The 13,263-nt window shown below is 68.6% G+C and carries 13 protein-coding genes; 1 reads left to right on the top strand and 12 read right to left on the bottom strand.

What is annotated here, in order from left to right; genetic code table 11:
* Genes AC07OD_RS17445 through AC07OD_RS17405 form a run of 9 tightly spaced genes read right to left on the bottom strand, consistent with a single transcriptional unit; the run spans nt 1 to nt 8,761 of the window.
* The gene (locus AC07OD_RS17445; RefSeq protein WP_494597634.1) at nt 1-1,713 is read right to left on the bottom strand and encodes an FAD-dependent oxidoreductase; all 1,713 of its coding nucleotides are present in this window, start codon (nt 1,711-1,713) and stop codon (nt 1-3) included.
* The gene (locus AC07OD_RS17440; RefSeq protein ID WP_492807969.1) at nt 1,710-2,453 is read right to left on the bottom strand and encodes an SDR family NAD(P)-dependent oxidoreductase; all 744 of its coding nucleotides are present in this window, start codon (nt 2,451-2,453) and stop codon (nt 1,710-1,712) included. The genes AC07OD_RS17445 and AC07OD_RS17440 overlap by 4 nt, the downstream gene beginning before the upstream one ends.
* A 19-nt stretch (nt 2,454-2,472) precedes the next feature.
* The gene (locus AC07OD_RS17435; protein WP_218296870.1) at nt 2,473-3,225 is read right to left on the bottom strand and encodes an SDR family NAD(P)-dependent oxidoreductase; all 753 of its coding nucleotides are present in this window, start codon (nt 3,223-3,225) and stop codon (nt 2,473-2,475) included.
* Nucleotides 3,226-3,253: 28 nt separating this feature from the next.
* Nucleotides 3,254-3,997, bottom strand: coding sequence for an ABC transporter ATP-binding protein (locus tag AC07OD_RS17430; protein ID WP_255591621.1), 744 nt, complete (start codon nt 3,995-3,997; stop codon nt 3,254-3,256).
* Nucleotides 3,990-4,754, bottom strand: coding sequence for an ABC transporter ATP-binding protein (locus tag AC07OD_RS17425; RefSeq protein WP_218296869.1), 765 nt, complete (start codon nt 4,752-4,754; stop codon nt 3,990-3,992). The genes AC07OD_RS17430 and AC07OD_RS17425 overlap by 8 nt, the downstream gene beginning before the upstream one ends.
* Nucleotides 4,751-5,695, bottom strand: a complete 945-nt coding sequence (locus tag AC07OD_RS17420; RefSeq protein ID WP_369643545.1) for a branched-chain amino acid ABC transporter permease — start codon at nt 5,693-5,695, stop codon at nt 4,751-4,753. The genes AC07OD_RS17425 and AC07OD_RS17420 overlap by 4 nt, the downstream gene beginning before the upstream one ends.
* A 5-nt stretch (nt 5,696-5,700) precedes the next feature.
* Nucleotides 5,701-6,603: a branched-chain amino acid ABC transporter permease gene (locus AC07OD_RS17415; RefSeq protein WP_218341268.1), complete on the bottom strand. Its 903-nt coding sequence runs from the start codon at nt 6,601-6,603 to the stop codon at nt 5,701-5,703.
* Between the two features lie 54 nt (nt 6,604-6,657).
* A complete protein-coding gene (locus tag AC07OD_RS17410) occupies nt 6,658-7,866 on the bottom strand; it encodes an ABC transporter substrate-binding protein (RefSeq protein ID WP_218296866.1) in 1,209 nt (402 codons plus the stop codon).
* Between the two features lie 49 nt (nt 7,867-7,915).
* Nucleotides 7,916-8,761: an SDR family NAD(P)-dependent oxidoreductase gene (locus AC07OD_RS17405; protein WP_494597633.1), complete on the bottom strand. Its 846-nt coding sequence runs from the start codon at nt 8,759-8,761 to the stop codon at nt 7,916-7,918.
* A 156-nt stretch (nt 8,762-8,917) separates the two neighbouring features.
* Between AC07OD_RS17405 and AC07OD_RS17400 the strand changes: the two genes are divergently transcribed.
* Nucleotides 8,918-9,640, top strand: a complete 723-nt coding sequence (locus AC07OD_RS17400) for a GntR family transcriptional regulator (protein WP_369643547.1) — start codon at nt 8,918-8,920, stop codon at nt 9,638-9,640.
* Between the two features lie 72 nt (nt 9,641-9,712).
* Here AC07OD_RS17400 and AC07OD_RS17395 read toward each other — a convergent pair whose 3' ends face one another.
* From AC07OD_RS17395 to AC07OD_RS17385, 3 genes are read right to left on the bottom strand one after another with little or no spacing between them, the layout of a single operon-like run.
* Nucleotides 9,713-10,240, bottom strand: a complete 528-nt coding sequence (locus AC07OD_RS17395) for a hypothetical protein (RefSeq protein WP_494597632.1) — start codon at nt 10,238-10,240, stop codon at nt 9,713-9,715.
* A 5-nt stretch (nt 10,241-10,245) separates the two neighbouring features.
* Nucleotides 10,246-12,225 (bottom strand): MFS transporter, encoded by a 1,980-nt coding sequence (locus AC07OD_RS17390; RefSeq protein WP_255594830.1) that lies wholly within the window; start codon nt 12,223-12,225, stop codon nt 10,246-10,248.
* The gene (locus AC07OD_RS17385) at nt 12,222-13,166 is read right to left on the bottom strand and encodes a hypothetical protein (protein ID WP_255594829.1); all 945 of its coding nucleotides are present in this window, start codon (nt 13,164-13,166) and stop codon (nt 12,222-12,224) included. Before AC07OD_RS17385 ends, AC07OD_RS17390 begins: the two co-directional genes overlap by 4 nt.
* Nucleotides 13,167-13,263 lie beyond the last annotated feature (97 nt).

Raw genomic sequence — 13,263 nt, 5'->3', positions numbered from 1 at the left:
TCATGGATGGGAAGGCGCTGCCTGCGCCAGCTGGCGGCCCGCGATCCACCCGAAGGTCAGCGCGGGCCCCAGGGTGATGCCGGGCGCGGGGTACTCGCCGCCCATCACCGAATGCATGTCATTGCCCGCCGCGTAGAGGCCCGGGATGGGCTGGCCGGCGGCATCGAGCGCCTGGGCATTTTCGTTGCAGGCAATGCCCACGGCCGTGCCGATGTCGCCCGCGAACACCTTGACGGCATAGAACGGGCCCTGGCGCAAGGCACCGATGCAGGGGTTGGGCTGGTGCGCCGCGTCGCCCAGGTAGCGGTTGTATTCGGTGCTGCCCTTGCCGAAGTCGTCGTCGCGCCCCTGGTCGGCCTGCGCGTTGAAGCGCTCGGCCGTGGCCTGCAGCGCGGCGCCGCCGATGCCCAGGGCATCGCCCAGCGCCCGCAGTGTCGGCGCCTTCACCAGGTAGCCGGCCTTGACGAGGTGATCGCGCGGCCGCCCGCCCGGCAACGCCAGGCCCATGCCCCATTGCTCCATGAAGTCGCTGTCGCAGACCAGGTAGGCCGGCAGGGTGGGCACCGTGGCGTGGGAGCGGTACATCGCCCGCACGAACTCGTGGTACGAGGTCGCTTCGTTGACGAAGCGCTGGCCGGCCCCGTTCACGGCCATGAGGCCGGGCTTGGCGCGGTCCCACACCAGGTGCGGGTAGCGCACGACCGAGCCATCGGGCCGCTGCAGCACGGAGACCGGGGCCCAGAACGCCGGACTGGTGTGGCCCTGCCCCAGCGTGGCACCCGCCTGGCGCGCCAGGGCAATGCCCTCGCCGCGGTTGCCTTGCGGCGACATGGACCACGGCCCTGTCGGCGACGGGTAGTGCGCGCCGCGCAATTCCTCGCTCCAGGGAAAGCCCCCCGTGGCCACGACCACGCCCCGGCGCGCCTTCACCTGTACCGGCGTGCCCCCATGCACCAGCGACACCCCCGCCACGGCGCCATCGACCACGTGCAGCTTTTGCACCGGCGTGTCCAGCCAGTAGTCGATGCCCCGGTCGAGCACGCTCTTGAAGAGGCGGGCCGCCAGCGCATTGCCCAGCACCAGGCGCGTGCCCCGGTGGTAGCCGCGCAGCCGGTCGGCGAAGTAGCGCAGCACGAGCTTCATGCCCTCGCGCCAGGCCGTGAACGAGCGCGTGACCGCCAGCAGGTGCCTGGCGTCGGTCATGTTGACCATCATTCCGCCCAGCACCATGAACTCGGGCAGGGGGTCGCGCAGTTCCCGGAAATGCGCGCCCAGTTCCCGCCCGTCGAACGTCGCCGGGTCGAGCGACCGGCCGCCGAAGGCCGCGCCCTCGCGGTCGGGGTAGTAGTCGGGGGAGTAGCTGCGCGCGACAAGCCGCACGGCGGTGTGCTTCTCGAAGTAGTCGACCATGCCGGCGCCGTGGCGCAGGAAGGCCTGCTGCATCCCTGCCGGCGCCGCGTCGCCCACCGTGTTGCGCAGGTAGGTCCATACCTTCTCGAAGCTGTCGGGGTGGCCCACCTGGGCCGACTGCGCGTTGAGCGGCGCCCACACGGCCCCGCCGGACACGGCGGTGGAGCCGCCCACGCGGTCGGTCTTCTCGACCAGCAGCACGCTGCAGCCTTCGATCTTCGCGGTCAGCGCGGCGGCCATGCCGCCCGCGCCCGCGCCGATCACGACGACGTCGTACTCGGCATCCCAGTGGGGGGCCGTCATGCGCCCGACCCACCCAGCGACTTGCCGCCATCGACGAACAGCACCTGCCCGGTGATGAAGCCGGTCTGCGGCGACACGAGGAAGGCCACCGCCTGGGCGATGTCTTCCGGCCTGCCGGCCTTGCCCGTGGGCTGCAGCGCGAGCTGCGCCGCCAGCCGCTCGGGCGTGAGCGCGCGCAGGATGGGCGTGTCGATCAGCCCCGGCGCGATCGCGTTGACCAGGATGCCACGCGGCGCCAGCTCCATGGCGCTGGCGCGTGTGTAGCCCACCACGGCGGCCTTGGAGGCCACGTAGTGCGGGTGGTTCTTCGCCCCCAGGTACGCGCGCGAAGCGATGTTCACGATGCGGCCGCCCTCGGGCATGGTCTTGGCTACTTCCTGTGTGAGCGTGGCCACGGCGATGAGGTTGACCTCGTAGGCACGGCGGAAGTCGTCGTTGCTCACCTCCAGGAACTTGCGCTCGTCGAAGATGCCGGCGTTGTTGACCAGAGCGCGCACTGGGGGCAGGGAGTGCACCAGGCCGCGCACGGCCGCTTCGTCCGTCAGGTCGAGCACGCGGCACTGCACATCCAGGCCCAGGCTCTTCAAGCGGCCCGTCTCGCGCTGCGCCAGGGCTTCATCGCGGTCCACCATCACCACTGCGTAGCCGTCGCGGGCCAGGCGTTCGACCGTGGCCAGGCCCATTCCACCGGCCCCGCCGGTGACCAGGGCAATCGGTTTGCTGTTGCTGTTGTCGTCCATGTGTTTGCGAAGATTCCGATCAAGCCGAGAGAAAGCCGCCATCGACGGGCAGCACCACACCATTCACATAGCTGGCCATGTGGGAGGAAAGAAAGACCACGGGTCCGACGATTTCCTCGACCTCGCCGCCGCGGCCCGCGGGCACGCGCTTCATGTACCAGTCCGTGCCGCCGGGCACGGCCAGCTGCGGGGCGACCATCTCGGTCAGCATCAGCCCGGGCGCGACCGCATTGGCGCGCACCCCAAAAGGCGCCAGGTCGCGGGCCAGCACCTGGGTCAGCGAACGCACGGCGCCCTTGGAGGCGACATACCCGGCCGACGAGATGCCGCTCACGAACGCCACGATGGACGACAGGTTCACGATGCACCCCCGGGTCTTCTTCAACGCCGGCACGAAGGCATGCGTGACGTTGAACAGGCCCTGCAGGTTCACGTCGATGAGGCGGTCCCACACCTCGGGCGCGTGCGGGTCGTCGATGCGCGCGCGGCCGGAAATGCCTGCGTTGTTGATCAGCACGTCGATCGGGCCGATGCGCGCCTGCAGGTCCGCGGCGCAGGCCTGGACGGCGGCCCGGTCGCACACGTCCAGCACCACGCTCCAGGCCTCGCCGCCGGCATCGCGGATGCGCCGGGCCGTGGCCTCAGCCTTGTCCGCACCGATGTCGGCGCAGATCACCTTGGCGCCCTCGTTCGCGAAGCCCAGCGCAATGGCCGAGCCCAGTCCCCCGCCGGCGCCGGTCACCAGCGCGAGCTTGCCTTTCAACAAATCCATCCAATTTCTCCTGCTGAATGGGCGCCGTTCAGACGCCGAGGTAGGCCCGGCGCACGGCCGGGTCGTCCATGAGCTGGGCCGCCGCGCCCTGCAGCGTGATCTCGCCGTTTTCCAGGATGTAGGCGTGGCTGGCCACCGTGAGCGCCAGGCGCACGTCCTGCTCCACGAGCAGGATGGTGAGACCCTGCTCCCGGTTGAGCCGCTGGATCGCCTCGAAGATCTGCTCGACGAGCAGCGGCGACAGCCCCATCGAAGGCTCGTCGAACATGATCAGCCGCGGGCGGGACATGAGTGCGCGGCCGATGGCCAGCATCTGCTGCTCGCCGCCCGACAGCGTGGCCGCCCGCTGCTCGGAGCGTTCCTTGAGCCGCGCAAACAGGGTGTAGACCTTGTCCAGGTCCTCGGCGATCGCGGCGCGGTCGCGGCGCAGGAAGGCGCCCAGCTCCAGGTTCTCGCGCACGCTCATTTCCTTGAACACCTCGCGCCCCTCGGGCACCTGCACCAGGCCCCTGCGGACGATCTCGTCGGACGGCTGCCGGTGGATGGGCTCGCCGGCGAAGTGGACCTCGCCGGCGGTGGGATCGATGAGGTGCGAGATCGCGTTCAACGTGCTGCTCTTGCCGGCACCGTTGCTGCCCAGCAGGGCCACGATGGCGCCCTGCGGCACGGCCAGGCTCACGCCCGAGAGCGCCTGGATGGCGCCGTAGGAGGCGCTGATGCCGCGCACTTCGAGCAGTGCGCCCTGGCTTGGTTGCTGCATGGGATCAGGCATGGGCCGCTCCCTTGCCGAGGTAGGCTTCGATCACGGTCGGGTTCTCGCTGATTTCCTTGGGGGTGCCTTCGGCGATCTTCTGGCCGAAGGACATGACGGTGATGCGGTCGGAGATCGACATCACCAGCTGCATCACGTGCTCGACCAGGAGCACGGTGATGCCGTCCTTCTGGGCCAGTTCGGTCAGCAGGTGGTCCAGGTTCTCGATGTCCCGGTTGCGCAGGCCGGCCGCCGGTTCGTCCAGCAGCAGCAGGCGCGGCTTGAGCGCCAGGGCGCGGGCGATCTCCAGCAGCTTCTGGTGGCCGAAGTCGAGTTCCTTGGCGCGGGTCTCGCGGTCGTGGGTCAGGCCCACGCGCTCGATGAGGCTGTCCACCAGGTCGCGGATCTCGCCGCCGGGGCGGCGCAGCAGCCGGCCCAGCGTGTTCGCGCTGTGCGAGTGGCAGCCCAGCAGCACGTTCTCGTACACGCTCAGGTCGCCGAACAGCTCCAGGTTCTGGAAGGTGCGCGCGATACCCATGCCGGCCATGCGCGAAGGTGCATGGTGCGTCACGTCCTCGCCGTCCACAACGATGCGGCCTTCGGTCGGCTGGTAGTAGCGGGAGATGCAGTTGAAGGTGGTGGACTTGCCGGCCCCGTTGGGGCCGATCAGCGCATGGATCGAGCCGCGCGCCACGTCGAACGAGAGGCTGTTCACGGCCACCAGCCCGCCAAAGCGCACGGTGATGCCGGAGACTTCCAGGAAGGGGCGCGTGCTCATGCCTGCACCCCCTTGGCGGGCTTGCGTGCCACGCGGCGGTTGCGGTCGGCGAACAGCCCCTTGGGCATGAACATCATGAACCCCATGAGGATCACGCCATAGATGATTTCCTGCACCGACATGAGCTGGCGCAGCAGCTCGGAGATGAGGCCGAAGGCAATGGCGCCGGCCACCGCGCCGCGCACCGAGCCCATGCCCCCCACGACGACCATGGTGAGCACCAGGATGGTGGTCTGGAAGCCCAGGCTCTCCGGGTGGATGAACGAGGTGAACAGCGTGTACATGCCCCCGGCGATGCCCGCGAAGGCCGCCGAGATGGCGAACGCGCTCTGCTTCATGGCCTTGACGTTGATGCCCATGGCCATCGCGGCCACATCGCTCTCGCGCACGGCCCTGAGCGACGAGCCGTACTGTGAGCGCGCCAGCGCCACGGTGAGCCACAGCATCAGCCCCGCCAGCACCACCACGAAGGGGTAGGCCTGCAGGTCGTTGGTCAGCCTGTAGCCGAACAGATTGGCCGGATCCATCTTCATGCCGTTGGAGCCGCCCGTGACGCGCTCCCAGGTGAGGAAGACCCATTGCATCGCCTCGCCGAAGGCGAAGGTGGCCAGGGCCAGGTAGATGTCGCGCATGCGCAGCGCCAGGTAGCCGATGAGGTAGCCGAGCACGGCCGACAGGGCCCCGCCGGCCAGGACGGACAGCACGAAGGGCGGATGCCATGCCGTGTTGATGATGCCGGCCGTGTAGATGCCGATGCCGAAGAACGCGGCGTGCGCCAGCGCGAACTGGCCCGATTCGCCGATCACGACGTGCATGCCCAGGGCCAGCACCACGAAGACCATCAGCAGGTTGACCACGTACAGGACATAGCCCGACACGGCGAAGGGAAGGATCGACAGAACCAGGGCGGCAGCGAGCAATGCCCAGTGATCGCGGGTCATGGTTTTCATACTTTCTTGACTTGGGGCTTGCCGCCCAGGATGCCCTGCGGACGCACGATCAGCGTGACCAGGATGGCCAGGAAGGGCGCGACCACGATGGCGTTGGTGGAGATGAACAGGCCCACCAGGTTCTCGACGATGCCGATGACGAGGCCGCCCAGCACGGCGCCCGGCAGGCTGGTGAAGCCGCCCACGATGGCCGCCGCATAGGCCAGGATCGCGATGTGCGCGATGTCCGGCGTGATGAGGATCTTGGGGGTAATGAGCAGGGCGGCCAGCGCGGACAGCAGGCCTGCCATGGCCCACACCATCATGCGGATGCGCGACAGGCGGATGCCGACGATCTGCGCGGCGCGCGGGTTCATGCCCACGGCCCGCATCGCCTTGCCGATGCGCGTGTGGTTGAACATCAGGTAGATCAGCACCATCGCGGTGAGGGAGGCGACGAAGATCGCCACGTCGAGCCGCGTGAGAAAGGCGTCTCCGATGATCACGGGGTCGTTGGAGACCAGGGGCGGCAGCGAGCGCGGCGTGTCGCCCAGCCCGGTCTGGCGCACCAGGCCCTTGAGCATGTAGGCCAGGCCCAGCGTGGCGATCACCAGCTGCGGGCCCACGCCCTTGGAATGGGTCACCCGCTCCATCACCACCCGCTGGAAGAGAGCCGCGCCCACCGCCACGGCGACCACCGTGACGGGGATGACCACGGCGTACGACCAGCCCGCGATCAGCAGCAGGGACAGCGCCACATAGCCGCCGATCATGAAGATCTCGCCCTGGGCGAAGTTCGGCACGTCGGTGGTCTTGAAGATCGCGACGATGGCGATGGCCAGCAGCGCATAGACGCTGCCCGTCACCAGGCCGGAAAGGATGCCCTGCTGCAGAAACAGCCAAATCTCACTGAAACTCATGGCGATGGAGGGGCGGCCGCACGCGGGCGTGGACCGGCCCCTTCTCCTGGTTGGTTACTTGGGCTGGTAGGTCCAGAGGCTGCGGTAGGCGCCTGGGACCGCGGTCATGTTGGTGCCGTCGAACTTCAGGTAGATGGCCGACTTCTGGCCCGCGTGGTCGGTGGGCGTGAGCTCGATCGGGCCGGCCATCACGTTCGACTCGAACTTGGTCTGCGACAGCGCGGTGAGGAACTTCTCCCGCGTGAGCTGCGGGCCCGCGGCCTTGAGCGCGTTGACCACGGTCATCGCCGACGGGATGCCGTAGGGCATGTAGGTCTGCGGATAGCCTGGCTTGGCGGCCAGCTCGGGGTAGTAGGCCTTGTACATGTCGTAGACCCACTTGAGCTTGGGGCCGCCGGCCACGTCGGCCATCACTTCCTGCAGGTAGACGTTCTTGAACGCATCCTTGCTGCCCACGTTCTCGACCAGCTGCTTGAGGTCGGCCGTGCCGTTGACGGCGATCACGATGGGTTTGGTCCAGCCCAGCTCCTGCGCCTTCTTGACCAGCAGGCTCACGGGGCGCGCGTAGGTGGTGATCAGCAGCACGTCGGGGTTGGCGGCGCGGATCTTGAGCATCGGCGCGGTCACGTCGGTCAGGTTCGGCGCGACCGACTGGACCTGCAGGTCCACCCCGAGCTGCTTGGCCTGGAACTCCGCCGCTTCGAGGTTCCACCCGCCATAGGCATCGTCGTGGTTGATGTAGCCGATCTTCTTGCCCTTGAGGTGCTCGGCGGCGAACTGCACCATCGAGCCGCCCACCGCGCGCTGGGAGATGGAGAACGCGCCGTAGATGTACTTCGACGGCGGGTACAGGGCGCCGTCGCCCGACGCGTTGAGCATCACCAGGGGGATCTGCGAGCGTTCCACGTACTCGCGCGCGCCCACCACGGCGGCAGAGCAGGAGCCCCCGTTGAGCGCGAAGACCTTGTCCTGCTCGGTGAGCTTCTTCACGGCGGCCAGCAGGTCGTTGGCGTTGCAGCGGTCGTCCTCGACCACCAGTTCGATCTTGCGCCCGTGGATGCCGCCGTCCTTGTTGATCTTGTCGTAGTACATCTTGGCCGCGTTCATCACGTCGAAGCCGTAGGCCATGGAGTTGCCCGACAGCGGCCCGAACAGGCCGAGCTTGATGGTCTTGTCGGTCAGGCCCGGTTCGGTCTGCGCCTGCGCGCAGAAGGTGGAAAGTGCGGCCACGCAGGCCACGAGCAAGGACTTGGCTGGTTTCACGAGAGTCTCCTTTTTTTGGGGGGTGAGGTAACGGGGGAGCGCAATGGCGTCAGGCGGCCGGCTGTGGGGCCGTGTCCTTCTTCTCGAACCCTGGGCGGGGAATCAGGCCCAGCCAGGCCTGCGTCAGGCCGCCGTCGACGAGGAATTCCTGGCCGCTGATGTAGCTGGCCCGCTCGCTGGACAGGAACAGCACGGCGCCGGCGATGTCCGAGGGCGTGCTGATGCGGCCGGCGGGCACGATCTGTTCGCGCCGCAGGCGCACCGCGGGGTCCGTGTAGATGCCCTCGCTCATGGGCGTGCGGATCATCGCGGGGCTGACCACGTTGCTGCGCACGCCGTGCGCGCCCAGCTCGACGGCCAGCAGCTGCGACAGCATCTTCACGCCCGCCTTGCTCACGCTGTACGCCCCGCTGTAGGGCTGCGGAATGCTGGCCGAGATGGACGCGATGTGGACCATCGAGCCCCCGCCGTGGGCGATCATCTGCCGCCCGAAGCCCTGGGCGCACAGCAGGTAGCCGGTCAGGTTCACCGACAGCAGCTGGTTCCATTTGTCGACGGCGATGTCCATCAGCGCGTCGGCGTACAGGGCCGCGGCATTGTTGACCAGCAGATCCACCGCGCCCCAGGCCTTTTGCACCTGGTCCGCCGCCGCCTGCACGCTGTGCGGGTCGGTCACGTCGCAGGTGATCGGCAGGACCCGGCCCGGGTGCTCGCCCAGTCCGCCGGCGATCTCCGCCAGGCGCTGTGCATCGCGGTCGAGCAAGGCGACGCGGGCTCCCGCGGCCAGCAGCTGCACGGCGATCTCCAGGCCGATGCCGCCGCCTGCGCCCGTCACCACACCGGTGCGGTTTGCCAACCCCAGCCAGCCGCCATCTTCACTTGCAACCCTTGCCATATCCACGCTCGCCCTTCTTGATCAAAATCACGCATGGTGCGTAAGCGAGGCAATTATGTATACATGAATACTGATTTATCTCAGGGATAACCCTTAAAAAGGCCATTAATGGCATCACATGTATACTTGAAGAAAATTTCTACTGGAGCGGCAGGGATGAGAACTTTGGCCCAGGACGTGACCGAGACGCTGCGCAACTGGATCCTCAACGGGGAGATACGGCCCGACGAGCGGCTGGAGGAAATCCCCCTGGCCGAGAAGCTGGGCGTTTCGCGCACCCCCGTGCGCGCCGCCCTGAGCACCCTGGCCAGCGAGGGGCTGGTCGACCACCAGCCCAAGCGCGGCTACCTGGTGCGCGGCTTCAACATGGAGGAGATCGTCGCGGCCTACGAGGTGCGCGCGGTGCTCGAAGGCCTGGCCTGCCGCAACGCCGCCATGCGCGGACTCACGCCCGAACAGGCGCAGCGGCTGCGCGGGGCGCTGGCGGACGGCGACCGCATCCTGGACCTGGGAGAACTGCGGCCCGAAGACCACGAGCCCTACCAGCAGATGAACGTGACCATCCACGACACGCTGCTGGAAGCCTCGGGCAACCCCTGGGTCACGCGCTTCGCGGAGCAGGCGCAGAACATTCCCTTCGCCTCGGACCGCATCATCCTGTGGGACGACCATCCCATCATCCTGCGCTCGCACGGCGACCACCACCGCATCATCGAGGCGGTCATCGCGCGCGACTGTGTGCGTGCCGAGCAGCTGATGCGCGAGCACGTGTACTACGCAGGGCTGATCCTGCGGCGCAACTACGAGAAGCTGCTCTCGTGCGGGGACGCAGCGCCGGGGGCCAAGCCACCGGCGCGCCGGGGTGCGCCCAAAGACTGACCCGGCGACAGGCCAGGCGGAACGCCCGAGGGCGGTTCCCGGCCCATGTATCCATGCCGGCAGGATCGCGGCTCAGGCGCGCAGCCAGGCCTGCAGGTGCGGATAGGGCGCAACGCCCGAAGAGGCGGCCTGTGCGGGCGATGCCGCGAGGCCCGCCGACACCAGCCCGGCAGCGCCCAGATACACGCCCAGCTCGAAGGTCATGCGCAAGCCCTGCGAGTGGCCGTGGTAGCCCCCTTCGTGGAACAGCACGGCCGATGGCAGCCGCAGATGCTGCAGGGCGGCCCAGGCCCATGCCGTGGCTTCGATCTCGCCGCCGTGCGGCACGGGGGGCAGTTCGGCAAGGGCATCGTCCATGCCCGCGCGCAGGGCTGCGGACACCACGGCCAGGTGTCCGGCCTCGTGCAGCAGGTCGCCGGGCCACCGCAGCCGCGCCAGGTCCACCCTCAGGCCGCCGCGCGCGATGCGCACGCCGGGCAGGAAGCTGTTGCCGCCGGCAAGCTCGTCCTCGGCCACGTCCAGGCCGATCTCCCGCAGAAAGGCCATGATCTTGCGGGCCAGCGCGGTGCGCTCTTCCTGTTCCACCCGGTCCTGCTCCATGGCGGTCAGGCTCCGAGCAGGTCCGCCACGCGCGAACGCAGCAACGAAGGCTGCACGTCCGACGGCGCCACGGCGTGCCCCACGTTCAGGCCCACGCGGCTGTAGAAGCCCCGCCGGAAGGGCCGCACCATGGCCCCGCCCTGCTCGATGCGGCTGAAGTACGAGCCCCACAGATTGGTCAGCGCCATGGGAATGACGGGCGCCTCGATGCCCTCTTCGCGGGCACGCTCGATGATCTTCATGATGCCGCCCTTGAACTCCTGCAGCTGCCCGTCCTTGGTGATGCCGCCTTCGGGAAAGATGGCCAGCAGGTCGCCTTCGCGCAGCACCTGCGCGGCGCGGTCGAAGGCGGCTTCGTAGGTCTTGGGGTCTTCCTTGTAGGGCGCGATGGGGATGGCCTTGGCCAGGCGGAACAGCCAGCCGAGCACCGGCACGCGGAAGATGCGGTGGTCCATCACGAAGTAGATGGGGCGCGGGCTGGCCGCCATGAGCAGCACGGCATCCACAAAGCTCACGTGGTTGCAGGCCAGGATGGCCGCGCCCGTGCTGGGCAGGTTCTCGTCGCCCTGCACCTTGAAGCGGTAGACGAAACGCGAGGACACCCAGGCCACGAAGCGCAGCAGGTACTCGGGCACCAGCATGAAGATGTAGAACGCCACCACCGCATTGGCCAGGCCGGTGAACAGGAAGATCTGCGGCACCGTGAAACCGGCGCCCAGCAAGGCGCCCGCGATGAGCGAACTCGCGATCATGAACAGCGCGTTCAGGATGTTGTTGGCCGCGATGATGCGCGCGCGGTGCGTGGGCTGGCTGCGCATCTGGATCAGCGCGTACATGGGCACGCTGTACAGGCCCGCGAACAGGCTGAGCAGCGCCAGGTCGAGCATCACGCGCCAGTGCTGGCTCTGCGCTAGAAAGGTGCCAAGGCCCATGATCTCCGCGGGCGGCAGGCTGCGCGCGGCGAAGTACAGGTCGATGGAGAACACGCTCATGCCGATGGCGCCCAGGGGCACCAGGCCGATCTCGACATGGCGGCGCGAGAGCACCTCGCACAGCAGCGAGCCGATGCCGATGCCGATGGAGAACACCACCAGCAGCAGCGAGGCCACCTGCTCGTTGCCGTGCAGCACCTCCTTGGCCAAGCTGGGGAACTGGCTCAGGAACACCGCGCCGAAGAACCACATCCAGCTGATGCCCAGCAGCGAGCGGAACACCACGATGTTGCCATGCGCGAGCCTGAGGTTGCGCCAGGTCTCGGTGAAGGGGTTCCAATTGATCGTGAGCCCCGGGTCGGTGGCCGGCACCGGGGGAATGAACTGCGCCACGGCGCGCCCCGCCAGCGCGGCCACCACGCAGGCCACGGCCACCGTGGTGTGGCCGATGCCCGGCAGCGCCACCAGCAGCCCCCCCGCCACGTTGCCCAGCAGGATGGCCACGAAGGTTCCCATCTCGACCATGCCGTTGCCGCCCGTGAGTTCGCGCTCGTTGAGCACCTGCGGCATGTAGGCGAACTTGACCGGCCCGAACAGCGTGGAGTGCACGCCCATGAGGAAGGTGCACAGCAGCAAGACGGGCACGTTGCCCGCGATGAATCCGAAGGCGGCCACCAGCATGATGGCGATCTCCAGGTTCTTCACGAAGCGGATCATGCGCGTCTTGTCGTACTTGTCGGTGAGCTGCCCCGAGGTGGCCGAGAACAGCAGGAACGGCAGGATGAACAGCGCGCCGATCACCAGCCCCGCCATCGCGGGCGGCAGCCACGACACGCTGAGCTGGTACGTCACCATCACGGTGAATGCGAACTTGAAGAGGTTGTCGTTGGCGGCGCCGGAGAACTGGGTCCAGAAGAACGGGGCGAAGCGCCGCTGGCGCAGCAGCGCGAACTGGTTCGGGTCCTCATGCCCATGGCCCGGGCTGCCCGTGTGCTGCACGGAGTGCACGTGGGGCGCCTGGGGCACGCTGGCTGGGGTGGTCTCGGGGTTCATGCGTTTCTCCTCGTGTCCAATGGGTCGGCGGTGGCTGCTGTGTGTGTTGGTATGGCCCGGCGCACCCGGGGCTGGAGGCCCTGCCCGCGTGCGACACCCATGGTGTGGGCGCCATTCTGCCCGCACATGGCGGCAAATGCGGGGCGCGGTGCGCGGCTGTGGCGCGAAGCCGCCAGCGCATCCAGCGCCATCAGCACCGGCCAGGCAGCGCCAGCCGCCAGCACGTGCTTGAGGCTGTGGCCCGACACCCACTGCGCCGTGGCGTCGAACACGGCATGGTCGGCCGCCTCGAACAGCTTGGCCACGGCGTACATCGCGATCACGGCGCCCAGGTGCACCGGCAGCGTGCCCGCACGCCGGGGCAGCAGGGCCAGCGCCAGCACCACCAGCATCCCGCCCAGCTGCACCACGGCCCAGGGCAGCAGATTGCCGGTGGTGGACCACCACAGCACCGCAGCCGGACCCGCCAGCAACACCGTGCCTGCGGCGGCCCAGCCCGCCCGGGCGCTCACCCGGCCACCCGCCGCCAGGCCCAGCAGGCCCGCGAAAGGCAGCACCATGCCCAGCCGGTCCCACAGCAGGCCCGCATCGTCGGGCACCGCGTGGTACAGGCCGGAGCCCACGGCCGTGCACACCAGGCCCGCGAAGAACAGGGCCGCGAAGACCCGGGAGGCCGCATCCATGGCCGGGCGCTCCACGCGCCGCAGCCAACGCAGCCCCCACAGGCCGGCGGCGGCGAATGGCAGGTTGCTCAGGACATCCAGCGCGCAAGGGATGCCCCACAGCGCGCGCTGGTCCGCAAAGGCGTGCTGGTGGGTGCTGGCCGGCAGCGCCGGGCCCAGGCACGCCAGCCCCAGCAGCAGCACGGCGAGGCCCAGCAGGGCCCCCTCGGCGCGCGACGGGCCGGGGCGATGGCGAAAGGGAGCGGGGAGAACGGTCATGGTCGTCGTGTCCGTGGGCAGGTGGTGGATCGATGCAGCGCAGTGTCTTCAGCCCAACGGCCCCGGGCCGCGAAAAGTCGCACGGAGGGCCACCCGA

Source organism: Acidovorax sp. GW821-FHT10E03 (genome assembly GCF_059415205.1).
The sequence above is the reverse complement of the archived record's forward strand: the minus strand, read 5'-3'. Positions and strand labels throughout refer to the sequence as shown.

Excerpts from the sequence above, each read along its gene's own strand:
- AC07OD_RS17405 (WP_494597633.1), bottom strand. The coding sequence starts at position 8,761 with ATGGCAAGGGTTGCAAGTGAAGATGGCGGCTGGCTGGGGTTGGCAAAC.
- AC07OD_RS17445 (WP_494597634.1), bottom strand. The coding sequence starts at position 1,713 with ATGACGGCCCCCCACTGGGATGCCGAGTACGACGTCGTCGTGATCGGC.
- AC07OD_RS17395 (WP_494597632.1), bottom strand. The coding sequence starts at position 10,240 with ATGGAGCAGGACCGGGTGGAACAGGAAGAGCGCACCGCGCTGGCCCGC.
- AC07OD_RS17420 (WP_369643545.1), bottom strand. The coding sequence starts at position 5,695 with ATGACCCGCGATCACTGGGCATTGCTCGCTGCCGCCCTGGTTCTGTCG.
- AC07OD_RS17425 (WP_218296869.1), bottom strand. The coding sequence starts at position 4,754 with ATGAGCACGCGCCCCTTCCTGGAAGTCTCCGGCATCACCGTGCGCTTT.
- AC07OD_RS17385 (WP_255594829.1), bottom strand. The coding sequence starts at position 13,166 with ATGACCGTTCTCCCCGCTCCCTTTCGCCATCGCCCCGGCCCGTCGCGC.
- AC07OD_RS17435 (WP_218296870.1), bottom strand. The coding sequence starts at position 3,225 with ATGGATTTGTTGAAAGGCAAGCTCGCGCTGGTGACCGGCGCCGGCGGG.
- AC07OD_RS17390 (WP_255594830.1), bottom strand. The coding sequence starts at position 12,225 with ATGAACCCCGAGACCACCCCAGCCAGCGTGCCCCAGGCGCCCCACGTG.
- AC07OD_RS17400 (WP_369643547.1), top strand. The coding sequence starts at position 8,918 with ATGAGAACTTTGGCCCAGGACGTGACCGAGACGCTGCGCAACTGGATC.
- AC07OD_RS17440 (WP_492807969.1), bottom strand. The coding sequence starts at position 2,453 with ATGGACGACAACAGCAACAGCAAACCGATTGCCCTGGTCACCGGCGGG.
- AC07OD_RS17415 (WP_218341268.1), bottom strand. The coding sequence starts at position 6,603 with ATGAGTTTCAGTGAGATTTGGCTGTTTCTGCAGCAGGGCATCCTTTCC.
- AC07OD_RS17430 (WP_255591621.1), bottom strand. The coding sequence starts at position 3,997 with ATGCCTGATCCCATGCAGCAACCAAGCCAGGGCGCACTGCTCGAAGTG.